Consider the following 24,458-nt stretch of genomic DNA (forward strand, 5'->3'; position numbering starts at 1 on the left):
ATGATAGCGTCTGAGTGACCGTTAATCGAAGGAGTCGGGAATGAAAGCAGGGTTTGATTATGATTCTGCGTTCTCGCGCAACATTGGATGGGTCACTTCGGAAGAACAGTGCTCACTGCGGGGCAAGCGGGTCGCGATTGCAGGACTGGGTGGTGTGGGAGGGGTTCATATGCTCACACTGGCGCGCCTGGGCATCGGGGCTTTCAATGTTTCCGATTTCGATTCGTTCGATTGGGTGAATTTCAATCGCCAGGCAGGCGCCGTCGTATCCACGCTTGGCAGGCCGAAGGTGGACGTGCTGGCCGAAATGGCGTTTGAGGTCAATCCGGAACTGGATGTCCGGAAATTTCCGGAAGGCATTTCCGCTGTCAATGTCGACGACTTCCTAAAAAATGTCGATGTCTATGTTGACGGGCTTGACTTCTTCGCGTTCGAGGCCAGGCGGGTTGTGTTCGCGGCCTGTCATCGCCTGGGGATCCCCGCCGTGACTGCTGCGCCGCTGGGGATGGGCACGGCAGTGCTGGTCTTTCTCCCCGGGCAGATGTCTTTTGAAGAGTATTTCTGCCTCGAGGGGTGCGATGAAGAGGAAATGGCGATCCGGTTCCTGCTCGGGCTATCGCCGGCCATGCTTCAGCGCAGCTATGTCGCCGACCCCTCACGGGTGAATCTTGCCGAACATCGCGGCCCTTCGACCATTGCCGCATGTCAATTGTGTGCGGGCGTGACCGCTACCGAGGTGCTGAAAATTTTACTGGGGCGCGGTGCCGTGCGCGCTGCGCCGCGTGGATATCATTTCGATGCCTACCGATCTCGTTTCGTGCATACATGGCGACCCGGCGGAAACCGGAACCCGCTGCAGCGTATCGGGTTATGGATCGCGCGGCGCCAGCTCGGGAAGATGAAGCGAGGTGAGGGATGATCGACGATGCCTGCTTCATGCGACTGGCGCATGCCGCGATGTGGGCTCCGACCGCGGAGAACCGTCATTTCGTGAGATTGCGACTGGATCGCGACGGTGTTGACAGCAGGATCCTGGTCATGCCGACATCCGCGCTGTTGTCGGAAGACGCCGGGCGCATGCCTTTGCACAGTCTGGGCGTCGGGGCGCTGGTCGAGAATGTCGTGCTCCGGGCACGTGCGGAAGGTTGGCGATCACGGGTCGGGTGGTGTGACGCTGTGACGCCTGGCGAACCGTTGGCTCGCATCGAGCTGGTGGCGGCAAGTGAAGAGGTGCCGTCGCAGGTGTCGGTTCTGCATCCTTGCATCGAACGGCGCGTGACCAACCGTGCCGTAGTCATGGCGGGTCCGGCGCTTGATCCGGCGCAGCGCACGCGTTTCGACGCGCTTTCGCATGATCTGGATGGTGTAAGCCTGGGGTGGATACCTGGCGGTGGTGCGGCGCGCCGGTCATTCCTACGCATGGCCTATGCGGCCGAGAGCGCTCGATTCGCTAATCGGGGTTTGCACCATGAGATGTTCTCCGGCATTCGTTGGAATCTCGGCTGGTCGATGTCTTCAGAAGAGGGGCTGCCGCCGGGAGCCCTTGGCATCGAGTGGATCGCCAGGCCGGGATTCAGCTTGTTGCGCCATTGGCCGTTGGCGAAGGCGCTGTCACTTGTCGGAGGGCATCGATTGGTCGGACTTCGCGCTGCGTTGATCCCGTTGCTTTTGAGCGCAGACGTGATGGTGATTTCAAGCGAGCGCAATGGAATCCCGGCCTGGTTGGACGCGGGGCGGGCGATGCAGAGGGCGTGGCTGTTGGCGACGTCGATGCAGCGTGCGGTGCAGCCGGTGGCCGCCGTCGCGCTGTATGCGAATCCGGCGTTTCCGAATGTCGGCCCGCGTTTGCGCGACCAATTGCAGTCCGGGTGGCGGGGGCTTATCGGGGATGCCTTGCCGATGATGTGCTTGCGTATGGGGATCGCGCCCGCCCCCTCGGTACGTGCGGGGAGAGGGCTCCCGCGGGACCTCGTCGTACAAGAGTTGACTTGAGCCGTCGCTGATGTGGTCGGCCCGCTCGTGCCATCGCCGGATGGGCGCTGACGAGTGGCCAGTCCTGTTGCGCGATTTGATTCAGATCCGGGAGTGTCGATTTTCTTTACAGTTGCACCGGATCGCCATGGGTTGTTTTGTGTATAGCCTTGATTTTGAATGATAAAAAATATCTGGCCCGGCTATTGCTTATATGCTGGCAAGTCGCAACCAACCGCAATGCAACTTCAACCGCGCGACCAATTGATAAGGGGTAACACTCATGAAAACTCTCAAGGCACGCACTCTTGCCGTTGCACTGGCCTCCGCACTTTCGATGGGCGTGGCCTCGCAGGCAGCGGCCGCTCCGGCTTTCACCATCGACCTGTCCGCGGTCATCGGCGGCGCTCCCCAACTCTTCTCGGGTGATTTCTTCTCGGGTACGTCGACCGAGCTGCTCACCTCTGTTGGCAATACGCACACCGGTTCGGGCTGGATGCAGCTGTCCGGTCTGTCGTCCGGTGCGGTGACTCAGGTTCCGTTCGGCACGAATGCCTTCAGCCCGTTTAACATGTATGTCACGTTCGACTTGGAGGACGTGCTGACCTCCGGTGCGATGAATGCGCCCGGTAGCACCTACAGCCTGACCAAGCTCGACTTCGTGCTGTGGGCCGATGCTGACAAGGCCACGACCTTCACCAACGCCAATGCCGCGACCAATACCGCTGCAACGGTGGCCAATAATGGCAATGATGTCGTTCTTGGCTTCGGTTCGCTGATCGCAGGTACGGCTGGCCTGAGCGGACTTGGTGGTGCTTTCCTGAACTCCATCAACGTCTTCGGCGTGTGTACCGGTGCCGGTACTGCAGCAATCGGTGGCACGGCAGTGGCCAGCCCGCTGTGTGCCAGCGACATGGGCAAGAAGTTCTTCGTGCAGCCGGACCCGTTCTACGATCTGGCCTTCACCGAGTTCAACAACACCGCGCAGGGCTACACCGTCAATGGCAACCTGTTGTCGATCAACTCGGCTTCGGGTGGTGTGGATTTCAACAAGGTGCCTGAGCCCGGCCTGCTGTCGCTGATGGGTATCGGCCTGCTGGCTGGCTTCATGGCCAAGCGCAAGGCTTCGAAAGCTGCTTGATTGCACTGACAGGCACTCGTGATTCGAGTGCCTGGTGTTTGAAAAGGCCGGGGTAATTCCCGGCCTTTTCGTTTTTCGTGGCGCCGATGTAGAGCGTCTGCGATGGCCGGTACTTTTGATGGGGGGCGTGTCATGGCGAAAGGAGCCTGCGCAGCGCGCGGGTGTGTCCCTCAGTCCGAAGCATGCGGGTAGCGCATTGTCAGATAGTGCCGAATCGCGGCAGTGACGTGTTCTACGACCGTTTGATTCGTATCTCTGCGTACGTTCGGTTCGTGCTGCGTCGCCGCGAAGCCCTGGCTTCCTGCGAGGTAATCCAGGTAGATCGGTAGCGTCATCACCGCTTTTCGATGGCGCGGCGAGATGAAAGGGGCGGCGACCCGAGGCAGCATGGAGAAGATCTTCCGCGGCAGGGTGATTGCGCGCGGAATGGTCAGGCCGTGGCGACGGTAGGTGGTTCGAACAAGCGCTTTCAACTCATTCAGTCGCGGCGAGTGTTCGGGGCCTGTGCATAGGTGCATGACCGTACCGGTGGTGGACGGGTCCCGGCTTGCAGCGATGATGGTATTCGCTACCCGATCGACCGGTATCACGTCCAGCCGGGTGTCGCCGAAATCCGGATAGAGCCCGAGCGTCCTGCGGCCGGATAGAAACTCGCAGATGAAGTAGAAGATCTGGAAATGGATGATGCGTCCGTCGATTGAATTGCCGATGACCATGCTTGGGCGATGAACGGTGATGGGCAGCAACTCGGTTTCGATTGCCTTGCGCACCATGATTTCGGCTTCTGCCTTCGATTGTTCGTAAGTGTTGTGAAACTCACGTGGTTCGTCAATCCAGGTTTCGGGCAGGATGCCGGGCCGTTTTCCGCCCACGCCGACTGTGCTGATGAATTCGACCTTGCGCAGCGCACCGGCCCTGTTGAGTGCGCGGGCAAGTGAAAGAATGGCGGCGGTCGAGTCGAGAGCGGACCTGCGTGCTTCATCAAGTGGCTTGTTCATGTGCACGCTGGCCGCACAGTGAATGACATGCTGTGTCGTGGCGCTCAGTTGTGCATAAGCGGCCTCGGAGAGCCCGAACTGTGGAGCGCTTGCATCGCCGCGCATGGCTTCGATGCGCAGGCGTGCCGGCGAATCCGGTCGCAGACGCCAGAATTGGTGGAGTTCGGCCATCCTTTGCGCGAGATGGTCGTCCGAGTCGGCACGCAGCAACAGACGCAGACGGACCGCTGGATCGGTCAATAACGCGGGGACGATGGCGCTGCCCACGGCGCCGGAGGCGCCGGTAATAAAGTAGACGCTCATGGTGCTCGTTCAAGGGTCGACAACGATGGTGGGCCGATTTGATTGCCTGCTGTGACAGGCGATCCGGTAAGCGGACTCGATCTGGGCGGCGAAGCGGGCTTCGATGGCCGGTCGCCGCAGCTTCAGGTTTGCGGTCAACTCGCCGCTGGCGACGCTGAACGGGTGCGTGGTGACCAATAACACCCCTGGCCGCTGAAAATCCGGAAAGCGTGCGCTGTTCGCGACGGCGTCCTGTCGAATCTGACTCATCGCGTCAGCGGTGCCGAGTCGACCGGCAATCGGGTGCTGCGGAGAAATTACGAGCAGTGCCAAGGGGAAGGGGCGGCCCTGCCCGACGACAATCGCGTGTTCGACATAGGAGAGCTTTTTCAGTTCGGCCTCGATTGGAGACGGCGCCACGCGACGGCCGGTGGATGTCTTGAAGACCTCGCTCTTCCGGCCTTCAAGCCAGACAAATCCGTCCTCGTCAATGCGTGCGTAGTCGCCTGTATGCAGGTGGCCGCATTCGTCGTGGCCGCTATCTGTCGGCGAAGCTTTTGCATACTGCAGGGATACGCCGGGTCCCCGGACCAGAAGCTCATGGTCCTCCGCGATCACGAGTTCATTTCCTGGCAGCGGCCGCCCGACGCTGCCGAAGCGGTACGCGTCGGGGGTGTTGATCGCAATGGGAATGACGTTCTCGCTTACGCCATATGCCTCCAGTACCAGCCAGCCGAGCCCGTGGAATCGCTCCATCAACCAGAGCGGGAGCGGGGCCGAGCCGCTTGCCATGAACTGCAGGTCGGGCCCCATCAGCGCGCGCAGTGGCGAGAGTATGCGCCTGGCAACGGGCGCCAGCAGTCTGTCGGGAAGGCTAGCACCGTGGCCGGCGCGTTGCGCCGAGGCGATGCGTTGTCCGACATTCCAGGCCGCATTGGCGACTGCCCTGACGGGAAGGGGCTTGCGATCGAGTTCGGCCATGATGCCGGCATGTAGCTTTTCGAAGAACCGTGGCACACCGACGAACAAGGTTGGCCTGATTTCGGGCAGCAGGCGCATGAGCTGCTCCGGTCTATCAACGAAGAACGTGGATGCGCCGCAACTCAGGGCAAACACGTTGAGAATGCGCTGGAAGAGGTTGGAGAGCGGGAGCCAGCAAACGAATCGTGCTTCATGCCGAATGCTCGTGAAGTGGGTTGCAAGGGCGTCGCAGGCGAGCAGGATCTGGCGGTGGGAATACGCAATGCCCTTGGGTTTGCCCGTGCTGCCGGAGGTGAATACGATCGTCGCGGTATCGTCGGGACTGGGAAGCGGAGGCGCGGGGCGCGGGGGCGATCCGCTGCGGAGCAATGACGAAAGGGTCAGAACGCCCGGTTTTGGTTCGCCTTCGGCAACAATCCGGATCTCGGGTGGCTGACAGTGTGCGGACAGTGCGTCGAGTGTCCCAATGTCGGCCGCGATCACCGCTCGAGGGGTGGTGGTCGCCAGAACATGGTGCAGGTTTCCGGGGGCGTCGTGGACGTCGAGTCCGACCGCAATGGCTCCGCACGCCAGGGCGGCCAGATGGCAATAGTCCCAGTTGGGCGACGTTGGTAGCATAATGGCAACCCGGTCGCCTGTCTTCAGCCCCAGCTCGCCGAATGCCGCCGCGAGCGTAGCCACGGTCTTCGCGACATCCTTCCAGCGAGTTTCCTGCCACGATCCGCTTGTGTCCCGAAACAGGTAGCCGACTGCCTCAGGGGTGTCCTGAGCGCGAGCGGACAGTCTTTCCGGCAAGGTCTGAGGGGCAATGGTCATCGCATAAGTATATGGGCATGACCGCCTCAACGGATCAGGTGCGCGGTGGGACCTTCACGGGCGACGTAGTGCGGCCGACCATGTTATTGCGATGAATCAATTCGGGCTCGTCGATATAGCCGAGCAAATGTTCGATCTCGGAAGTCGGTTTGCGCGCAATTCGCCTGCATTCCGCCGCACTGTAATTCACCAGTCCGCGCGCAACCTCCTCGCCGGTCACACTGCGGCAGGCCACGGCTGCACCGCGCTTGAAGTCACCTCTGACCTCGATCAGTCCTACTGGCAGCAAACTGCGTCCGCTGCGTAGCGCAGTGACGGCGCCGTCGTCGATCACCAGGTCGCCGGCCAGCTGCAGGTGGTCGGCCAGCCATTGCTTGCGCGCCTGCAGCGGTGTGCTGCTGGCGTAGAGCAGGGTGCCGACCGGCTCGCCGGCGGCAATTCTCAACAGTGGGTCGGTCTCTCTGCCACTGGCAATGCAGGTGTGGGCGCCGCTGCGTGCGGCGCGCTGGGCTGCGCGGATCTTGGTGATCATTCCCCCCTTGCTGATGCCGGTGCCGGCACCTCCGGCCATGGCCTCGTACGCCAAATCCTCCGCCTGTCCTTCGGCAATCAGGGTCGCGGCGGGATCCTTGCGCGGGTCGGCGGTGAACAGGCCGCTTTGGTCGGTCAGGATGATCAGGGCCTCCGATTCGATGAGGTTGGCCACCAGTGCGCCGAGCGTGTCGTTGTCACCGAACTTGATCTCTTCCGTCACGACGGTGTCGTTCTCGTTGATGATCGGAATGACGCCGAGTTCGAGCAGCGTGACGAGTGTCGAGCGCGCATTCAGGTAGCGGGTGCGATCGGCAAGGTCGGCGTGGGTCAGCAGAATCTGTGCCGTGTGCAGGCCATGACGGGAGAAGGCCTTCTCGTAGGCTTCGACCAGCCCCATCTGACCCACCGCGGCGGCGGCCTGCAGTTTGTGCATTTCATGTGGACGTCTGGTCCAGCCCAGGCGCTGCATGCCCGCGGCAATCGCGCCGGACGAGACGAGGGCGACTTCACGCCCCTGGCGGCGCAATGCCGCGATCTGACGCGCCCAGTCATCGAGTGCGGCGTGGTCTAGGCCGCTGCCGTTATTGGTCACGAGGGCGCTGCCGACCTTGACGACAAGTCGACGCGCAGTCCGGATCTTTTCTCTCATGTGTTCGACTGCCTGGATGCAGTGTTAGCGGGTGTTGTCGTCCTGCTGGTGTGAAGCGTCGGCGTCATCCGCCGCGCCGTCTTCCTCGCCCTCGAGCTCGTCTTCTAGGTCGTCTTCGAGTGCGGCTGCTTCCGCTGCTGCACGGGCCGCGTCGATGGCGGCGAGGCGGCTTCGCTCCGCTTCGAGACGCGCCTGACGTTCGGCTTCGATACGGGCGCGCTCACCGTCGAGAAAGTCCTGGATGGCAAAGATCAGTGTCTTGCAGCCGTCGCCCTTGAGTGCCGAGATTTCGAAATGGCGTTCGACCGGACCGTACGCTTCAAGGAATGCTTGCACGCGCTCGGCGCGCTCTTCCTCCGGAATCAGGTCGAGCTTGTTCAGTGCGAGCCAGCGCGGCTTGTCGTAGAGTGCCTCGTCGTACTTTCGCAGTTCTTCGACGATAGCCTTTGCATCGCGCGCCGGATCTGCCTCGGGATCGAAGGGGGCAAGGTCGACCAGGTGCAGCAGCACGTGGGTGCGCTGCAGGTGGCGCAGGAACTGGTGGCCGAGGCCTGCGCCTTCCGCTGCGCCTTCAATCAGACCGGGGATGTCGGCGATGACGAAGCTGCGGCTCTCGGCAGTACGGACTACGCCCAGATTGGGTGCGAGCGTGGTGAACGGATAGTCGGCGACCTTGGGCTTGGCGGCAGATACGGCACGAATGAAGGTCGACTTCCCCGCATTGGGCAGACCGAGCAGGCCGACGTCGGCGAGCACCTTGAGTTCGAGGTGCAGCATGTGGCGCTCGCCTTCCTGGCCCATGGTACGCTTGCGCGGGGCGCGGTTGGTACTCGTCTTGAAGTGGATGTTGCCCAGTCCGCCGCGGCCGCCGCTGGCGAGCAGAATCTTCTTGCCGTCCTCGTCGAGGTCGGCAATCAGCTCGCCCGTTTCCTGCTCGGTGATGACCGTGCCGACCGGGAAGCGCAGCGTGATGTCTTCTCCGCCCTTGCCGTAGCAGTCGCGGCTGCCACCGTTCTCGCCACGCTCGGCGCGGAAGTGACGCGTATAGCGATAGTCGATCAGTGTGTTGAGGTTGCGGTCGGCCACTGCAAAGACACTGCCGCCACGACCGCCGTCGCCACCATTGGGGCCGCCGCGCGGGATGTACTTCTCGCGACGGAAGGTGGCAACACCGTTGCCGCCGTCTCCGGCTACGACTTCGATTCGGGCTTCGTCAAAAAACTTCATGATGCTTCCGGCTGGCAGGGACGCGGCAGGGGCGGCGGGATGCCGCAAGCCGGGTCGCAGGGATACGGTTTATGAATCGGGCAAGACAGTGAGGCATTACAAACAAAAAAGCCCTACCGCAAGGATAGGGCTTTTCCGGTCGCGAGGCGAAAATCAGGCCTCGGCTGCCTCGGGCAGAATCGTCACGGTACGGCGACGGGAGGGGCCCTTCACCATGAACTTGACGGTGCCGTTGGTCAGCGCGAACAGGGTGTGATCCTTGCCGATGCCGACGTTGTCGCCCGGATGGTACTCGGTGCCGCGCTGGCGCACGATGATGTTGCCTGCCAGCACGAACTGACCGCCGTAGCGCTTGACGCCCAGGCGTTTTGATTCTGAGTCGCGGCCGTTACGGGAACTACCGCCAGCTTTTTTATGTGCCATGTCGACTTACCTCCTGGCTCAGGCCGAAATCGCGTCGATGCGGATTTCGGTGTAGTTCTGACGATGCCCCTGGTGCTTCTGGAAGTGCTTGCGGCGGCGCATCTTGAAAATCTTGATCTTGTCGTGACGACCGTGGGACACCACGGAAGCCGTGACGGAAGCTCCGGAAACCACCGGCGTGCCGATCTTGACGGCTTCGCCTTCGCCGACCATGAGAATCTGGTCGATGGTGATTTGGGAACCCACGTCGGCCGGTATCTGTTCTACCTTGATCTTTTCGCCGGCGACGACGCGATACTGCTTGCCACCGGTTTTTATCACCGCGTACATGGAGTTACTCCGATTGATGGTTCATTGCAAAGAGTCGGGCACTCTAGTGCGTCTAAGCGGAAAAGTCAATATTAATCAGTGTGTAATCCGGCCGGCGGTGAGAACAGCAGCCGCTCCAGCGCCTGTTGTTCCGTGCGATAGCTCGCGTTGGCGGCAATTCGTGACCACAGGCCGTCGCGCTGCATGGCGTCGATGACCTGTTTCTTGAGGCCACAGAACGCCAGTCGCTGGCCTTGCAGTGCAAAACGCTCGACCAGGCCGCTCAGCACATGCAGGCCGGTGGCGTCGACGGCGTTGATGCCGGCGCCGGAGATCAGCACCGTGCGGATGTTGGCCTGGGTGCGGGCGGCCTGCAGTGTTGCGTCCTCGAAGGTGGCGGCGGTGACGAAGGTGAGCGGGCTGTCGAAGCGCAGGATGACCAGGTGCGGGTCGGGGTGCGACAGGCCGAAGCGCTCGAGGTCGCGATAGGTGCCGTCCGGGTGCAGGCCCAGCAGTGCGACACGCGGCGTCATGCTGCGATACACCATCAGGGCGAGTGACAGCAGCAGGCCGGTCAGGATGCCGTTCTGAATATTCGGTGCGAAAGCCAGTGTCGCGCCGAAAGTGATGGCGGCGGCAAAGCCGTCGTCGCGGTTGGCCTGCCAGGCACGTTTCAGTGCGTTGAAATCGAGCAGGTTGAATACCGCCTGCAGGATGACTGCGGCCAAGACCGGTTTGGGCAGATGCCATAACAGCGGGGTAAAGAAAAGCAGCGTCGCGATCACCACGGCGACCGTCACCAGCGCCGACATGCCGGTGCGCGCGCCGTTGTTGAAATTGAGTGCGGAGCGCGAGAACGAGGAGCTTGTGGGCAGGCTGCCGGTGAAGGCCGATGCGAGCTTGGCAAGACCCTGGCCGACAAGTTCCTGGTTCTGGTCCCAGGGTTCGCGCAACTTGCCGGAGATGACCTTCGCGCTCGAGGCGGCTTCCATGAAGCTGACGAGTGCAATGACGAATGCCGTGGGCAGCAGCGCGATGACGGTATCCGTGCGAACGACCGGGATCGACAGCGCCGGCAGGCCCGCAGGAATGCTGCCGACCACCGCGCCCCCGAGTGCGGCGAAGTCCAGCCATGCAGAGAGCGCGGTGCCAATACCCACGACGATCAGCACGCCTGGCAGACGTGGCGTCAGGCGACGCAGCAGCGCGAGTGCAGTCAGCGTGCCGATGCCGAATGCTGCGGACGATGGGTGGAGGTGATCCAGGTTGGCGAGCGCGTGGACGAAATCGGCAAGAAATTGAGTGCCGTTGTGCAGCTTGATGCCGACCAGGGGCGGCAGTTGCGACATGCAGATCACCAGTGCTGCGGCATTGATGAACCCCATCAGGACAGGGTGCGAAAGCAGATTGAGCAGCCAGCCCAGGCGAAGCAGGCCGAGCGCGAGCTGGATGAGGCCGGACATCAGCGCCAGTGCAATGGCCAGCGCGAGAAATTCGGGGCTGTCCGGGCGTGCCAGGGGCAGCAGGCTCGCGCCCGTGAGCAAGGATGTCAGCGCGACCGGCCCGGTCGAAAGCTGGCCGCAGGAGCCGAAAAGTGCCCCCACGATTGCCGGCAGCAGTGCCGCATACAGACCGATGTGGGGGGGGAGCGAACCGAGTTGGGCGTAGGCAAGGGATTGCGGCACCATCACCAGCGCCACGGTGAGTCCTGCGATCAGGTCGCCGCGAATGCCGTGTTTTGCCCACTGGCGCGGCCAGCTCATGAATGGCAGCAGCTTCGCTGCAGTGACGCGATGTGTCATGAGGGCCGGATGTGGACGATGGGTCGAACGTGAATATTAGCAAACGCCGGCGATTGTTTTGAGCTGGCGTCCGGGCTGCCGACCGGGGGATGGTGCTGCGGCTGGCGGAGACTGCCTTGACGCCCCGCCGCACGAGGGGGAAAACCCCAATCGCGGAATCTGCAGCCTGCGTTATCATTCGGACATGTCAGACAAGCTGATAACCCCCTTCGCTACGCCGCTGGACCGCGCGCCGCGCCTGAGTGACCGCGTTGCGCGCGAGATTGAGGGCTGGATTGCCGATCGTGATCTGGCGCCCGGCACGCAACTGCCCACGGAGAAAATCCTGTGCGAACGCTTTGGCGTCAGCCGTGCCGTGGTGCGCGAGGCCATTTCCCGTCTCAAGGCCGAGGGGTGCGTGGAGACGCGCCAGGGCCTTGGCGCATTTGTTGCGGCGGCTCCCGGGGCGAGCAGCTTCCGCCTGCTCGGCGGCAGTGGCGTGGCCGCTAGCGACGTGGCTGATATCTTCGAACTGCGGGCCATGGTCGAGCGTGGTGCAGCTGAGTTGGCTGCGCTGCGGCGTAGTGCCGCTGACCTGGCGCGGATTGCCGCTGCGCTCGAAGAGATGGAGCAGGCAGTGCGTCAAGGCGGTAGTGGGGCCGCGGCCGACGACGCCTTTCATGTTGCCATCGCGGCCGCTTCGGGCAACCGTCAGCTCGAACGCTTCCTGACCTATGTGGGACTGCAGTTTTCTGCGTCGCGTCAGCCCACCTGGGATGTCGACGGTCACAGAACCGGGCGCGCGGCCGAGTCGCAGGCGGAACACAGGAAGATCTTTTCCGCCATCGAACGGGGTGATGCGAAGGCTGCCGGCGAGGCGGCGCGCGCGCATCTTGATGCGGCGGCTGCCCGACTGGGCGTTGTCGCGCACCAGAATGGCATCCATGACACATTGCAACAGCAGCACGGAACGCAAGGAGAAGCAGCATGAAAGTGGATGAGGAGACCACGCTCGGCGAGCGCGATGCGGACTTCTCCGCGGTCGACAAGGCCCGCGTGGTCGAGGCGCTGGCGCGGGTGCTGCCGGCAGGTGCCCTGATGTACGAAGCCGAGGATCTGCACCCCTATGAGTGTGACGGCCTTGCCGCTTACCGCGCCCTGCCGCTGGTGGTGGCGCTGCCGACCACCGAAGCGCAGGTGGTGGCGGTGCTGAAGGCCTGCTCGGCGTTGGGGGTGCCGGTCGTGGCGCGCGGCGCCGGCACCGGGTTGTCGGGCGGCGCGCTCCCGCACACGCAGGGGGTGCTGCTTTCGCTGGCCCGCTTCAATCGCATCCTCGATCTCGACCCTCACGCCCGCACGGCGGTCGTGCAGCCCGGCGTACGCAATCTCGCAATCTCGGAAGCCGCCGCCGCGCACGGCCTCTATTACGCACCCGATCCGTCGTCGCAGATCGCCTGCTCGATCGGGGGCAACGTGGCGGAGAACGCCGGTGGCGTGCATTGCCTGAAATACGGTCTTACCGTGCACAACCTGATGCGCGTGCGTGCGGTCACCATCGACGGCGACGTGGTGGAGTTCGGCAACCATGCGCTCGATGCGCCCGGCTACGACCTGCTCGCGCTGATGACCGGGTCCGAGGGTATGCTGGCGGTGGTCACCGAGGTCACGGTCAGGCTCACCCCCAAGCCCCAGCTAGCGCAATGCGTGCTCGCTGCATTCGATGATGTCATCCGGGCCGGCGATGCGGTGGCGGCGATCATTGCTGCCGGCATCATCCCTGCAGGGCTGGAAATGATGGACCAGGCGGCCACCGCCGCGGTCGAGCAGTTCGTGCATGCGGGCTACCCGCTGGATGCGAAAGCCATCCTGCTGTGCGAATCCGACGGTACGCCGGAAGAGGTGGCCGAAGAAATTGCTCGTGTTCGGGCCGTGCTGGAGCAAAGCGGCGCTACCGAGATTCGCGTGTCGCGCGACGAGGCAGAGCGCATGCGCTTCTGGGCGGGGCGCAAGGCGGCCTTCCCGGCCGCAGGGCGCATCTCGCCCGACTACTACTGCATGGACGGCACGATTCCGCGCAAGCGTCTGGGGGAGATGCTGACCGCGATCCAGGATATGGAGACGCGCTACGCACTGCGCTGCATCAACGTCTTCCACGCGGGCGACGGCAACCTGCATCCGCTGATTCTGTTCGATGCCAACCAGGAAGGAGAGCTGCACCGCGCGGAAGCGTTCGGTGCCGAGATCCTCGAGTTGTCTGTCACCCTCGGCGGCACCATTACCGGCGAGCACGGGGTGGGCATCGAGAAGATCAACCAGATGTGCTCGCAGTTCACGCGCCCCGAGTTGCATCAGTTCTTCCGCGTCAAGGCGGCATTCGATGCGGCGGGGCTGCTCAATCCGGGCAAGGCAATTCCGACCCTGAACCGCTGTGCGGAATACGGTCGCATGCATGTCAAGGATGGGCATCTGCCATATCCGGACCTGCCGCGATTCTGACGGTCGTGGGCGATGGACCGGGAATGGGCGCAGTTTCTTTTTGTCGCGGTGCCGGTGTTGTCCCTGCTTGGGGCGTGGCTGGCCTTGCGCGGCCGTCGCGGACCGCACGTCGACGACACCACTATTAACCCGGCAATGAAACAGATGAAGTCATTGTCGGCACCTCGTTCCTCCCCCTTCAAGGGGGAGGTTAGGAGGGGGATGGGTCAATGCTGCGTCGGGGGAACCCATCCCCACCCCAGCCCTCCCCTTGAAGGGGAGGGAGCGACCGTGCTGAACTCCAGCATTCGTCATCTAATTGATTGCCGGGCTACTAACGACAGGGTGGATGAACATGAGTGAATTGGTTTCGGCCTGGGTCGAGAAGATTCGGCACGCGGCTGGCAGTGCCACGCCGCTGCGTATCGAAGGTGGCGGCAGCAAGCGATTCTTGGGACGTACCGTCGATGCCGACGTGCTTGATGTCGCGGGCAATACCGGTATCGTCAGCTACGAGCCGACCGAGCTGGTGGTGACCGTGCGTGGCGGTACGCCGCTCGCCGAGCTGGAGGGGGTGCTGGCCGGGCAGAATCAGTTTCTTGCCTTCGAGCCGCCGCACTTCGGCCCTCGGGCGACGGTTGCGGGTTGCATTGCCGCCGGTCTTTCGGGGCCAAGGCGAGCGACCGTGGGCGCGGTGCGTGATTTCGTACTGGGGGTCAAGATCATCGATGGTCGTGGCGAGATCATGTCGTTCGGCGGCCAGGTCATGAAGAATGTCGCCGGCTACGACGTGTCGCGCCTGGTTGCAGGCAGTCTTGGTACGCTGGGCATCATTCTCGAGGTGTCGCTCAAGGTTCTGCCGCGACCCTTCGCGGAGCGGACGATCCGGTTCTCGTGCAGCGAGTCCGAAGCCATACGCCGCTTGAACGAGTGGGGCGGCCAGCCCCTGCCGCTGTCGGCTTCGGCGTGGGCCGATGACACCTTGACACTGCGTCTGTCGGGCGCTTGGGCTGCCGTCGACGCAGCTTGCGTGCGCCTTGGCGGAGAGGCGGTGGACGCCGACGTAGCCGCTGCGTTCTGGGTGGGTCTGCGCGAGCAGCAGTCCGGCTTTTTCAATGCGGATGACAGTCTGCCACTGTGCCGGCTCGCAGTGCCAAGTGTTGCGCCGCCGCTCGCGCTTGGCGGTGAGCAGCTCATCGAGTGGGGCGGGGCGCAACGCTGGCTGCGCACCGATGCGCCGCTCGAGCGCATCCGTACACGTGCTGCGGAACTCGGCGGGCATGCCACGCTGTTCCGCGGCGGTGACCGTTCAGGCGACGTGTTTACACCGCTCGACACGGCGGTGCTCGCCATTCACCGGCGGATGAAAGCAGCCTTCGATCCCGCCGGAATCTTCAATCCCGGTCGGCTCTACCAAGGAATCTGAGCATGCAGACACAGCTTGCCGAGTTCATTCGCAATACGTCCGATGGCCGAGAGGCCGAGGAAATCCTGCGTGCCTGTGTGCACTGTGGTTTCTGTACGGCCACCTGTCCGACCTACCAGTTGCTGGGCGACGAACTGGACGGGCCGCGGGGCCGGATCTATCTGATCAAACAGGTTCTCGAAGGTCAGCAGCCGACGGCGAAGACGCGCCTCCACCTCGACCGCTGCCTGACCTGCCGCGCGTGTGAATCGACCTGCCCATCCGGTGTTAGGTATGGCCGCCTGGTCGACATCGGCCGTCATGTGGTCGAGGCCAAGGTGCCGCGCCGGGGAGCAGACCGCGCGGTGCGATGGGCGCTGCGAACCTTTGTGCCGCGCGCGGGACTGTTCGGGGCGGCGATGAAGGCGGGGCGCGCAGTAAGGGGGGTGTTGCCGCAGGTGCTCAAGGACAAGGTTCCGCTCGCCCGCGCGGCCGGCCCGTGGCCGGGTGTGCGTCATTCGCGGCGCATGCTGACACTGGCGGGATGCGTGCAGCCTTCGATGGCGCCTTCGATCAATGCCGCTGCGGCGCGGGTGCTCGACGCCCTCGGTATCTCCCTGCTTGAAGCGCCTGGCGCCGGATGCTGCGGAGCGGTGCGTCACCATCTCAACGATCATGACGGAGGCAAGGCCGACATGAAGCGCAATATCGACGCGTGGTGGCCAATGATCGAAGCTGGCGAAATCGAGGCGATCGTGATGACCGCATCGGGCTGCGGTGCGCAGGTCAAGGACTACGCCTACCTCCTCAGAGAGGATCCGGCGTACGCCGAGAGGGCGCAGCGGGTGAGTGCGATGACGCAAGACATCGGCGAGACCATCGTTGCCGAAGCCCAGGCCCTGGAGCGCTTGCTGGCATCGAGGAAACTGAAATCCGAGCCGCTGGCATGGCATGCCCCCTGCTCGCTCCAGCACGGATTGAAATTGCGTGGCGGGGTCGAACGCATCCTCACCGCCGCGGGTTTCGAGCTCACCCCGGTGCGCGATTCGCATCTGTGCTGCGGGTCGGCCGGAACCTACTCCCTGCTGCAGCCCGAGTTGTCGCACACGCTGCGCGACAACAAGCTGGCCGCGCTGGGCGAGGGCGGCGCGGGCATGATCGCGTCGGCAAACATCGGCTGCATCACCCATCTGCAGGCAGGGACGCGGACACCGGTGCGGCACTGGATCGAGTGGCTCGACATGCGCCTGAGTGACACGTCCGCGATCGCGGATATCGAGGCGGCGGGCAAGTAGGTCGTCATTCGGGCGTGATATTTGTCACGCTCATTTCCCGAAGCGTCGATGCGGGAAGGAAATGACGCCTCAGCGATGGGCGCGCGTTGATATCATTGCGCCCTTCACTGAGTTTTCCCTCGTCATGCCCATTTCCGTTCAAACCTGTGTCGCACGCCATATCGGTGATCGCAAGGAGCAGCAGGACAGGGTCGCCCTGTTCGCTCATCCGACCGTCTCCGGCGTGATGCTGGCCGTGCTCGCCGACGGTATGGGGGGACATAGCGGGGGCGCCATGGCGGCAGAGCAGGTGCTGCTCAAGGCAAAACAGAACTTCGAAGCATTTTCGCCGATGCATGAAACCCCGGAACACCTGCTCGAAGGCATCATCACTGAAGCGCATACGGTCATCCGCCTGACGCGCTTTACCAGCGAGCAGGACCCGCACAGCACGGTCGTGGTGTTCCTGCTGGTGCAGGGCAAGTCCTACTGGGCGCATTGCGGCGATTCCCGCCTGTACCATTTCCGCCAGGGGAAAATGCTGTCACGCAGTTGCGACCATTCCTTGGTCGGCGAGCTGCAGCGCAAGGGCAGGCTGGACGAGGCCGCGGCGCTCAATCACCCGCAGCGCAACGTCTTGCTGTCATGCCTCGGCAGCGATCGTCCTCCGCAGATTAGTCACGGTGCGAGCGATGTCCTGGTGGGGGGAGACAGTTTCCTGATCTGTTCCGACGGATTGTGGGGCTACTTCTCCAATGAGGAGTTGGCGAGCGCGCTGGACGCGCACCCTCCGCGCGAGGCGGCGCAATGGCTGATCGATCGGGCGCGTGAGCGTGCGGAAGGCTACGGCGACAACATCTCGCTGGCGCTGATCAAGTTCGTCGAAGTCGTGGCGCCGGTCGCACACGCGCGCGTCAATTAAGTCCACCGCTGGCGGCGGGCAAGGGCGTTCCGTCATCCGCCGCCTTCGCTTGCCGTCATCCGTCAGGCATGCCGGCGTCCATTCCATCGTCGTCACGCGTTCCATTGTCCGGCCTCTCCGGTGTTGCAGCCGACACGATACGCGGTAAGATCAAGGACGCGTCGGTCGCGCACCGTATTGGTGTGGGGCAGGGAGAAACAAATACAACAGCTGTGCCGACGCGATTTTCAGCCTTTTCAATCCCTAAGGGAGGAGTCGCCCATGCCTCTGTTGATCGGAGTGCCAGCGGAGACCATTGAAGGAGAGCGCCGCATCGCGGTGGTCCCCGACATGGTCAAGAAGTATCAGGGCATTGGTGCCCAAGTGGTGGTGCAATCTGGTGCCGGTGTGCCGGCGCATTATCCGGATGGTGCATTCGCCGAGGTGAAATTTGCCGACGGCGCCGCCGCCGTGTTTGGCGAGGCCGACGTGGTGCTGTGCGTGCAGCCGCCGACGCCGGCGTCGATTGCGGCGATGAGGCCGGGCAGCGTGCTGCTCGGCATGCTGCAGCCGTGGGCAGATGCCGAGCGGGTGAAGCTGCTGCAGGAAAAGCAGATCACCGCGTTCGCGCTCGAATTGCTGCCGCGGATCTCGCGTTCGCAGAGCATGGACGCGCTGTCGAGCCAGGCCGCGGTGGCAGGCTACGAGTGTGCGCTGATTGCCGCGGACCACTCGCCCAAGTTCTTTCCCATGCTGACCTATGCCGCGGGTACCATCCGCCCGGCCAAGGTGCTGGTGATCGGTGCCGGCGTGGCCGGCCTGCAGGCGATTGCCACTGCGCGCCGCATCGGCGCCATGGTCGAAGCCTACGACGTGCGCCCCGAGACCCGGGAGCAGATCGAGTCGCTCGGCGCCAAGTTCGTCGACACCGGCGTGGCCGCGGCGGGCACGGGCGGCTATGCGCGAGAACTGACCGACGAAGAGAAGGCACGCCAGACCGAGCGTCTGGCCAAGGCCGTGGGCCAGTGCGATGCGCTGATCACCACCGCGGCCATTCCGGGCAAGCGGGCACCGCAGATCATCAGTGCGGAGATGATCTCGCGCATGAAGGCCGGCGCCGTGGTCGTGGACATGGCCGCCGAGAGCGGTGGCAACGTTGAAGGAACCGTGGCCGGGGAGAAGGTGTGGATCAACGACGTGCTCGTGATCGGCCCGACCCACATCGCCAGCCGCATGCCGGTGCATGCGTCGGAGATGTACGCCAAGAACCTGTTCAACTTCATTTCGCCCTTCATCAAGGACGGCGCGCTCGCGCTCGACTGGGAGGACGAAGTCATGGCCGGATGCTGTCTCACTCACGCGGGCGAAGTGCGCCATGCGGGCGTGAAGCAGATCCTCGGTCTGTAAGGGAGGAAAAGCATCATGGAAGGCTTTGCCGCACTCTATATTTTCATGCTGGCCGCGTTTGCCGGCTATGAAGTCATTTCGCGCGTGCCGGTGATTCTGCACACGCCGCTGATGTCGGGCTCGAACTTCGTCCATGGCGTGGTGCTGATCGGGGCCATGGTCGCACTCGGTCATGCCGACCCGGAAGATCCGATGCAGCTGGTGATCGGTTTCTTTGCCGTGTTCCTTGGCGCAGCCAATGCCGCCGGCGGCTATATCGTCACCGAGCGCATGCTGGCCATGTTCAAGTCCGGCGGACGCAAGGAAGGGGACGCGAAATGAGTTCGAACTGGTTTGTCAGCATGGCTTATTTCGTTGCCGCGGTGGTGTTCATCCTCGGCCTGAAGGCGATGAGTTCGCCGGTGACCGCGAGGCGCGGCATCGTGTGGGCCGGCTTCGCGATGGTGGGCGCGACGGTGGTCACCTTCTTCATGCCCGGGCTGCACAACGTCGGCCTGATCGTGACGGCGATCGTGCTCGGCGGTGGCGTGGCGTGGTGGAGCGGCAAGACGGTGAAGATGACCGACATGCCGCAGATGGTCGCCATCTACAACGGCATGGGCGGCGGCGCGGCGGCGGCGATCGCGGCGGTCGAGCTGGTGCGCGGTGCCCCGCATGACGGCATCACCGCGACATTGATGGCGCTGGGCGCGATCATCGGTGCGGTGGCGTTCTCGGGATCGTGCGTAGCGTTTGCCAAGTTGCAGGGCATCATGAAGAAGGCGATCCGGCTCAAGGCGCAGAACAATGTGAACTTCTTTCTTGCGCTCGCCACCTTCGGCGTGGGCCTGACGGTGAGCTATTCGAGCCAGGCCAGCGGCTTCGAGGTGTTTCTGTTCTTCGCGCTGGCGCTGGCGCTGGGCACGGTGCTGGTGATGCCGATCGGTGGTGCCGACATGCCGGTGGTGATCTCGCTGCTCAATGCCTTCACCGGCCTTGCGGTGGGCTTCGAAGGCTTCGTGCTGGGCAATCCGGCGCTGATCGTGGCCGGTATCGTGGTTGGCGCGTCGGGTACCTTGCTCACGCAGCTGATGGCCAAGGCGATGAACCGCCCGATCAAGAACATCATCTTCACCCCGCTGACCGGCGCGGCGGCAGAGGGCGAGGGCGGCGCCATCGAGGGCTCGATGAAGGAGTTCTCCGCGCTCGATGCCGCCTCGGTGATGCGCTATGCAAGCAAGGTCATCATCGTGCCGGGTTACGGCATGGCGGTGGCCGGTGCGCAGCACAAGGTGTGGGAAATGGCCCAGCTGCTCGAAGAGGGCGGCGTCGAGGTGGTCTTCGCCATCCATCCGGTGGCGGGGCGAATGCCTGGCCACATGAACGTGCTGCTGGCCGAAGCGGGCGTGCCTTACGACAAGATCTTCGACCTCGAGGAGATCAACGCCGATTTCCCGCAGGCCGATGTGGCGCTGGTAATCGGTGCCAACGACGTCGTGAACCCGGTGGCGCGCACCGACAAGACCAGCCCGATCTACGGCATGCCCATCCTCAATGTGGACATGGCGCAGAACGTCATCGTGGTCAAGCGTGGCAAGGGCGCAGGATACTCCGGTATCGAAAATGCGCTGTTCTACAAGGACAACTGCCGCATGCTGTATGGCAGTGCGCAGCAGGCCATCGGTGAGGTGATCACGCATGTGAAGGCGCTCGAAGCCTGATCGCTCAAGTCTGACCGCAGTCGGGCCGTAAACGGGTAAGCGTCCATACCTGTTTGCGGCCCGATGCGCTTTTTGCCCTTTCTGCTCGTCTTCTGTCTGGTCTGTCCAGACGCCACCCACGCCCAGGGCGCGCCCGCTGGCGCCGCAACGCCTGCGCCCGGGAACGGCAAGGGTGACGACAACTGGCGCAATACCGATGGCTACGTGTTTCCGCCGCTGGCGAAGACGGTTGCCGACATGCAGAACCTGGCCTATGCGATGCAGTTGCGGGATTACTGTGCCGACCGCAAGGTGCCTGACGCCTTCGTGCGCGAGCGCCTGGCACGATTCAGCGCGATCACCGGGCGCGAAGAGAGCTGCCGGTCACTGCTCGATTATTGAGGCGGGCTCAGTTCCGGAACACGAAATACACGGCGCCCATCATGCAGAGTGCAGCCCACAGGTAATCCAGCTTCAGCGGTTGCTTCATGTAGATCAGCACAAAGGGTACGAAGACCACGAGGGTAATAACCTCCTGCATGATCTTCAGCTGCGCCAGGTTCATGGCCCCCGCGCCGATCCGGTTTGCCGGTACCTGCAGGAGGTATTCGAACAGGGCAATTCCCCAGCTCACCAGCGCGGCGACGTACCAGGCACGATGCTGCATGTTCTTGAGATGACCATACCAGGCGAAGGTCATGAACATGTTCGATGCGGTCAGCAATGCGGCGGTCTGCATCCAAACCGGGGCACCGCTCAGGCTGGCAGTCCAGGTGTTCAGCCAGGCGGGCATGATGGTTCCTGAATCCTGGAGATGGCCTGATTGGCGACGGTCGCGAGCAAGGGCGCGATCGGTCCGATACCGGGAATCGACAGATCGGGCGCAATCTCGCTCAGCGGATACAGTACGAATGCGCGCTCATGCATGCGCGGATGAGGCAGGATCAGGCCCGGCTCGTCGATGACCGAAGTCCCGTGCAGCAGCAGGTCGAGGTCCATCGTGCGCGGTGCCTGATGGTAGTCGCGGGTGCGTCCGCCGATGGTTTCGATGTCGAGCAGGGCGTCGAGCAGGGGGCGTGGCGTAAGCGCGGTATCGAGTGCAATGACGGCATTGATGTAGTCGGGTTGCTCGCCATCCACGCCGACGGGGGCCGTGCGGTAGCAGGAAGAGCGGGCAACGACGCGCGTGTGCGACAGCTCGCCCAAGGCCTTCAGCGCCTGCTGGAGCGCACGTTGCGGCTCACCCAGATTGGCGCCGAACGCGACATAGGCACGCGCCAGCCCCAGCGTCATTCCGTACCGCTTTCCACGTTCAAGCCGGCGTCTTCGCCGCCAGTCGCGGGCTTGCGACGCCGGCGCCGGCGCTTCTTCGCGGGGGCATCGCCCCCTTGCGGGGCTGCTCGCAGCAGGTTTTCCCGCTGTTCGTGACCGGCATGAGCGAAGTCGTTCCACCAGTCGGGAATGTCCATCGAGATCTCGCCGGACTGCGCACGCAGGCGCAGGAAATCCCAGCCGGCGCGATAGCGCGGCTGTTCGATCAGACGATAGGGAGACTTGCCGGTGCGCTTGTCGAAACGCGGTTGCAGTGCCCAGATGTCCTTGATGTCGCCAACAATGCGACGTGTGATCGCCAGCTTGCGCGCCTGGGTGTCGAGTACTTCGTCCATCGCCTCGAACAGGGCTGGCTGGCTCGGTGCGCCGGCTTTTGTGCGTGTCTCCCATGCCTTGAGAACCTCGTGCCAGAGCAGCGTGGCGAAGAGGAAGCCGGGGGAAACGGATTTGTCCTGACGCACGCGTTCATCCGTGTTCTCCAGCGACAACCACACGAAACGCTCGCCCATCGGCTGTTCGAGAATGACGTCGAGCAGCGGCAGCAGGCCATGATGCAGCCCTTCTTCACGCAATTGGGTCAGGCACTTGACTGCATAGCCCGAGAACAGCAGCTTGAGCATTTCATCGAAAAGCCGTGCCGCAGGGACGTTCTCGAGCAGGATCGCCATCTCGCGGATCGGTGCGCGTGCGGCGGGGTCGATCGACAGGCCGAGTTTGGCGCCGAGGCGCACCGCACGTAGCATCCGTACTGGATCTTCACGATAGCGTGTGCGCGGGTCGCCGATGATGCGAAGGGTTTTTTGCCGGATGTCGGCGACGCCATGGTGGTAGTCGACGATGGTCTCGGTGCCGGGATCGTAATACAGCGCATTGACGGTGAAATCGCGCCGGGTGGCGTCCTCCTCCTGCGAACCGTACACGTTGTCGTGCAGCACCCGGCCATGCTCATCGGTTTCCGCATCCTGGCTGGCGCGGAAGGTCGATACCTCGATCGTTTCCGGTCCGCTCATCACATGCACGATCTTGAAGCGGCGGCCGATGATGCGCGAGCGGCGGAACAGGGCACGGACCTGTTCGGGGGTCGCGCTGGTGGCGACGTCGTAGTCCTTGGGCGGATGGCCGATTAGCAGGTCGCGTACGGCCCCGCCAACGACAAAGGCCTTGTGACCATTCTCCTGCAGTACCGCGCATGTCTTGCGCGCGGCGGGGGAGAGCTGTTCGCAACGGATGCCGTGCTGCTCCACGGGAATCAGTGCGGGGTCGGAGCGAACCGGGGTGGCGACGCGGGTAAAGACCTTGCGCAGCAGTTTTCGAATCATCGAGGCTTCAGTTATTCAGGCGAGTCAAGCGTGCAATCATACCCGATGACGCACCTGCTTCGCCGCAATGCCGCGCTCATCGCAGCGAGATGATCGGCCAGCCACAGCCTGCTGCATGCGCGCGCAGTGTGGCGTCCGGGTCAACGGCCACGGCGCGGGTGACACGCTGCATCAGCGGCAGGTCGTTATGGGAGTCACTGTAGAACCAGGTGTTGTCGAAGCTGCCGCCATGCAGGCCGAGAGACTCGAGCCACGCATCGACGCGCTCGATCTTGCCGTCGCGAAAAGCGGGGATCCCCCTGTTTCGGCCGCTGAAGCTGCCTCGGTCGTCCTGTTCAAGTACGGTGGCGACAAGGTGGTGAATGCCCAGCTCACGCGCGATCGGACCGCTGATGAAACTGTTTGTGGCGGTGACGAGTGCGACCATGGCGCCATTGTCCAGGTGCTGCCGTACTGTTGCAGCGGCTTGGGGCTTGATCATGGGGCGCACCGTTTCTGCCAGAAATCGGTGGTTCAATGCATCCAGATGCGCTCTTGAATGATGACGCAGTGCCAGGACGGGCGCGAGATGGAAGTCCAGAAATCTCGATGTATCGAGTTCACCTCGAGCGTATGCGCGCGCGAAGGCCCTGTCGCGTGCAGCCTGGGTGTGAGCGTCCAGAAAACCGTTCGCGGCGAGGAAGCCAGTCCATGCAAGCTCCGAATCGCCTTCCAGCAAGGTGCCGTCGAGATCGAAGAGTACAAGGTCAAGGCCCTGAGCAACGGGCCATGGGATGGGTTCAGTCATGATCCACGCCAGCCACGATGACGCGAGTCCGCGGCGCAAATGCCTGCGCCAGAGTCTCAGGCGGCTGCGCATCGGTGACGAGGATGTCGATGGCGTCGAGGCCACAGGTGCGGACGAGGCCCGAACCCTCGAATTTGCCTGCATCTGCAAGCAGGACGACCTGCGCCGCGTGCGGGATCAGTGCGCGCTTGAACTCTGCTTCGTAGAGGTCGAAGTCCATGCAGCCGGCGGTCGTCACTGCGGCCACCGACAGCACGAGCAGTGCAGGTGAGAACTGGGCTGCGTAGCTGATTGCGGAGGCGCCCACCATGGTCATGTCGCTGGTGCGCAATTCGCCGCCGGGAATGATGATGCGGTTGCCGTTGCCCCTTTCCGCAAGCAGCCTGGCCACCTGAATCGAGGGCGTGACAATGGTGAGACCTTTGCGTCGAGCAAGCTGCCGCGCGAGAAAGCAGGCGGTGCTGCTGTTGTCGAGGAACATGGTGCAGTCCTCGGGGATCAGCTCGGCACAGGCACAGGCAATGGCGTGCTTGGCGGGCGCCCGGGTGCGCAGCCGCTGCTTGAACGGCGCCTCCGTGTTCTCTGCGCTCAGACGGGCTCCGCCGTGAAATCGCTCAATGAGGCCTTCATCGGCAAGACGCCTGAGATCGCGGCGAATGGTCTCGTCAGAAACATTGAGCGAGCGTGCCAGCTCCAGAATGCTCAGAGTAGACGTGCCGTGGAGGATTTCGACTATTTTTTCTTGTCTGATGTTCATTGACTGGTGC

Annotated in this window: 24 protein-coding genes; 12 read left to right on the forward strand and 12 right to left on the reverse strand. The window is 63.3% G+C overall.

Annotated features, from left to right (window positions below):
- Positions 1 to 40: 40 nt before the first annotated feature.
- From J5J83_RS20290 to pepA, 3 genes are all read left to right on the forward strand, one after another.
- Positions 41 to 919 (forward strand): ThiF family adenylyltransferase, encoded by an 879-nt coding sequence (locus J5J83_RS20290; RefSeq protein WP_212351747.1) that lies wholly within the window; start codon positions 41 to 43, stop codon positions 917 to 919.
- Positions 916 to 1,992, forward strand: coding sequence for a hypothetical protein (locus tag J5J83_RS20295; RefSeq protein ID WP_212351749.1), 1,077 nt, complete (start codon positions 916 to 918; stop codon positions 1,990 to 1,992). Before J5J83_RS20290 ends, J5J83_RS20295 begins: the two co-directional genes overlap by 4 nt.
- Positions 1,993 to 2,254: 262 nt before the next feature.
- Positions 2,255 to 3,112 carry a flocculation-associated PEP-CTERM protein PepA gene (gene pepA / locus J5J83_RS20300; RefSeq protein ID WP_212351751.1) on the forward strand — a complete coding sequence of 286 codons (858 nt, stop codon included), beginning with the start codon at positions 2,255 to 2,257 and terminating at the stop codon, positions 3,110 to 3,112.
- 170 nt (positions 3,113 to 3,282) lie between these two features.
- On the opposite strand, the gene J5J83_RS20305 is transcribed toward pepA, so the two are convergent.
- The 7 genes from J5J83_RS20305 to J5J83_RS20335 all read right to left on the reverse strand — a co-directional run bounded on the left by J5J83_RS20305 (position 3,283) and on the right by J5J83_RS20335 (position 11,133).
- Complete coding sequence (locus J5J83_RS20305) at positions 3,283 to 4,413, reverse strand: SDR family oxidoreductase (RefSeq protein ID WP_212351753.1); 1,131 nt, start codon at positions 4,411 to 4,413, stop codon at positions 3,283 to 3,285.
- 9 nt (positions 4,414 to 4,422) lie between these two features.
- Positions 4,423 to 6,189, reverse strand: a complete 1,767-nt coding sequence (locus J5J83_RS20310) for an AMP-binding protein (protein ID WP_212351755.1) — start codon at positions 6,187 to 6,189, stop codon at positions 4,423 to 4,425.
- Positions 6,190 to 6,223: 34 nt separating this feature from the next.
- Positions 6,224 to 7,372, reverse strand: coding sequence for a glutamate 5-kinase (gene proB / locus J5J83_RS20315; RefSeq protein WP_212351757.1), 1,149 nt, complete (start codon positions 7,370 to 7,372; stop codon positions 6,224 to 6,226).
- Between the two features lie 24 nt (positions 7,373 to 7,396).
- A complete protein-coding gene (cgtA, locus tag J5J83_RS20320; protein ID WP_212351759.1) occupies positions 7,397 to 8,599 on the reverse strand; it encodes an Obg family GTPase CgtA in 1,203 nt (400 codons plus the stop codon).
- 153 nt (positions 8,600 to 8,752) lie between these two features.
- Complete coding sequence (rpmA, locus tag J5J83_RS20325; RefSeq protein WP_212351762.1) at positions 8,753 to 9,022, reverse strand: 50S ribosomal protein L27; 270 nt, start codon at positions 9,020 to 9,022, stop codon at positions 8,753 to 8,755.
- A gap of 18 nt (positions 9,023 to 9,040) precedes the next feature.
- Complete coding sequence (rplU, locus tag J5J83_RS20330; RefSeq protein WP_108949261.1) at positions 9,041 to 9,352, reverse strand: 50S ribosomal protein L21; 312 nt, start codon at positions 9,350 to 9,352, stop codon at positions 9,041 to 9,043.
- Positions 9,353 to 9,423: 71 nt separating this feature from the next.
- Positions 9,424 to 11,133: a SulP family inorganic anion transporter gene (locus J5J83_RS20335; protein WP_212351764.1), complete on the reverse strand. Its 1,710-nt coding sequence runs from the start codon at positions 11,131 to 11,133 to the stop codon at positions 9,424 to 9,426.
- A 184-nt stretch (positions 11,134 to 11,317) separates the two neighbouring features.
- On the opposite strand from J5J83_RS20335, the gene J5J83_RS20340 reads away from it, so the two are divergent.
- The 9 genes from J5J83_RS20340 to J5J83_RS20380 all read left to right on the forward strand — a co-directional run bounded on the left by J5J83_RS20340 (position 11,318) and on the right by J5J83_RS20380 (position 20,655).
- Positions 11,318 to 12,103: a FadR/GntR family transcriptional regulator gene (locus J5J83_RS20340; protein ID WP_212351766.1), complete on the forward strand. Its 786-nt coding sequence runs from the start codon at positions 11,318 to 11,320 to the stop codon at positions 12,101 to 12,103.
- Positions 12,100 to 13,608: an FAD-linked oxidase C-terminal domain-containing protein gene (locus J5J83_RS20345; protein ID WP_212351769.1), complete on the forward strand. Its 1,509-nt coding sequence runs from the start codon at positions 12,100 to 12,102 to the stop codon at positions 13,606 to 13,608. The genes J5J83_RS20340 and J5J83_RS20345 overlap by 4 nt, the downstream gene beginning before the upstream one ends.
- Before the next feature lie 334 nt (positions 13,609 to 13,942).
- Complete coding sequence (gene glcE, locus J5J83_RS20350) at positions 13,943 to 15,013, forward strand: glycolate oxidase subunit GlcE (RefSeq protein WP_212351771.1); 1,071 nt, start codon at positions 13,943 to 13,945, stop codon at positions 15,011 to 15,013.
- Positions 15,014 to 15,015: 2 nt separating this feature from the next.
- On the forward strand, positions 15,016 to 16,287 hold the full coding sequence (gene glcF / locus J5J83_RS20355; RefSeq protein WP_212351773.1) for a glycolate oxidase subunit GlcF: 1,272 nt from the start codon (positions 15,016 to 15,018) through the stop codon (positions 16,285 to 16,287).
- 124 nt (positions 16,288 to 16,411) lie between these two features.
- On the forward strand, positions 16,412 to 17,188 hold the full coding sequence (locus J5J83_RS20360; protein ID WP_212351775.1) for a protein phosphatase 2C domain-containing protein: 777 nt from the start codon (positions 16,412 to 16,414) through the stop codon (positions 17,186 to 17,188).
- A 261-nt stretch (positions 17,189 to 17,449) separates the two neighbouring features.
- Entirely contained in the window at positions 17,450 to 18,574 is a 1,125-nt protein-coding gene (locus J5J83_RS20365; RefSeq protein ID WP_212351777.1) for an NAD(P) transhydrogenase subunit alpha, read from the forward strand.
- Between the two features lie 15 nt (positions 18,575 to 18,589).
- Positions 18,590 to 18,895: an NAD(P) transhydrogenase subunit alpha gene (locus tag J5J83_RS20370; RefSeq protein ID WP_212351779.1), complete on the forward strand. Its 306-nt coding sequence runs from the start codon at positions 18,590 to 18,592 to the stop codon at positions 18,893 to 18,895.
- Positions 18,892 to 20,274, forward strand: coding sequence for an NAD(P)(+) transhydrogenase (Re/Si-specific) subunit beta (locus tag J5J83_RS20375; protein ID WP_212351781.1), 1,383 nt, complete (start codon positions 18,892 to 18,894; stop codon positions 20,272 to 20,274). Before J5J83_RS20370 ends, J5J83_RS20375 begins: the two co-directional genes overlap by 4 nt.
- Before the next feature lie 63 nt (positions 20,275 to 20,337).
- Positions 20,338 to 20,655, forward strand: coding sequence for a hypothetical protein (locus tag J5J83_RS20380; RefSeq protein WP_212351783.1), 318 nt, complete (start codon positions 20,338 to 20,340; stop codon positions 20,653 to 20,655).
- 7 nt (positions 20,656 to 20,662) lie between these two features.
- On the opposite strand, the gene J5J83_RS20385 is transcribed toward J5J83_RS20380, so the two are convergent.
- The 5 genes from J5J83_RS20385 to J5J83_RS20405 form a co-directional block, all read right to left on the reverse strand.
- Positions 20,663 to 21,046, reverse strand: a complete 384-nt coding sequence (locus J5J83_RS20385) for a DMT family protein (protein ID WP_249115805.1) — start codon at positions 21,044 to 21,046, stop codon at positions 20,663 to 20,665.
- Complete coding sequence (gene folK / locus J5J83_RS20390) at positions 21,031 to 21,546, reverse strand: 2-amino-4-hydroxy-6-hydroxymethyldihydropteridine diphosphokinase (protein WP_212351785.1); 516 nt, start codon at positions 21,544 to 21,546, stop codon at positions 21,031 to 21,033. The genes J5J83_RS20385 and folK overlap by 16 nt, the downstream gene beginning before the upstream one ends.
- Positions 21,543 to 22,904: a polynucleotide adenylyltransferase PcnB gene (gene pcnB, locus J5J83_RS20395; protein WP_212351787.1), complete on the reverse strand. Its 1,362-nt coding sequence runs from the start codon at positions 22,902 to 22,904 to the stop codon at positions 21,543 to 21,545. Before pcnB ends, folK begins: the two co-directional genes overlap by 4 nt.
- Positions 22,905 to 22,980: 76 nt before the next feature.
- Positions 22,981 to 23,691, reverse strand: a complete 711-nt coding sequence (locus tag J5J83_RS20400; protein WP_212351790.1) for an HAD family phosphatase — start codon at positions 23,689 to 23,691, stop codon at positions 22,981 to 22,983.
- The gene (locus J5J83_RS20405) at positions 23,684 to 24,448 is read right to left on the reverse strand and encodes a DeoR/GlpR family DNA-binding transcription regulator (RefSeq protein ID WP_212351792.1); all 765 of its coding nucleotides are present in this window, start codon (positions 24,446 to 24,448) and stop codon (positions 23,684 to 23,686) included. Before J5J83_RS20405 ends, J5J83_RS20400 begins: the two co-directional genes overlap by 8 nt.
- Positions 24,449 to 24,458 lie beyond the last annotated feature (10 nt).

The sequence above is a fragment of the Azoarcus sp. L1K30 genome (assembly GCF_018122735.1).
In the GTDB taxonomy this organism is placed as follows: domain Bacteria; phylum Pseudomonadota; class Gammaproteobacteria; order Burkholderiales; family Rhodocyclaceae; genus Parazoarcus.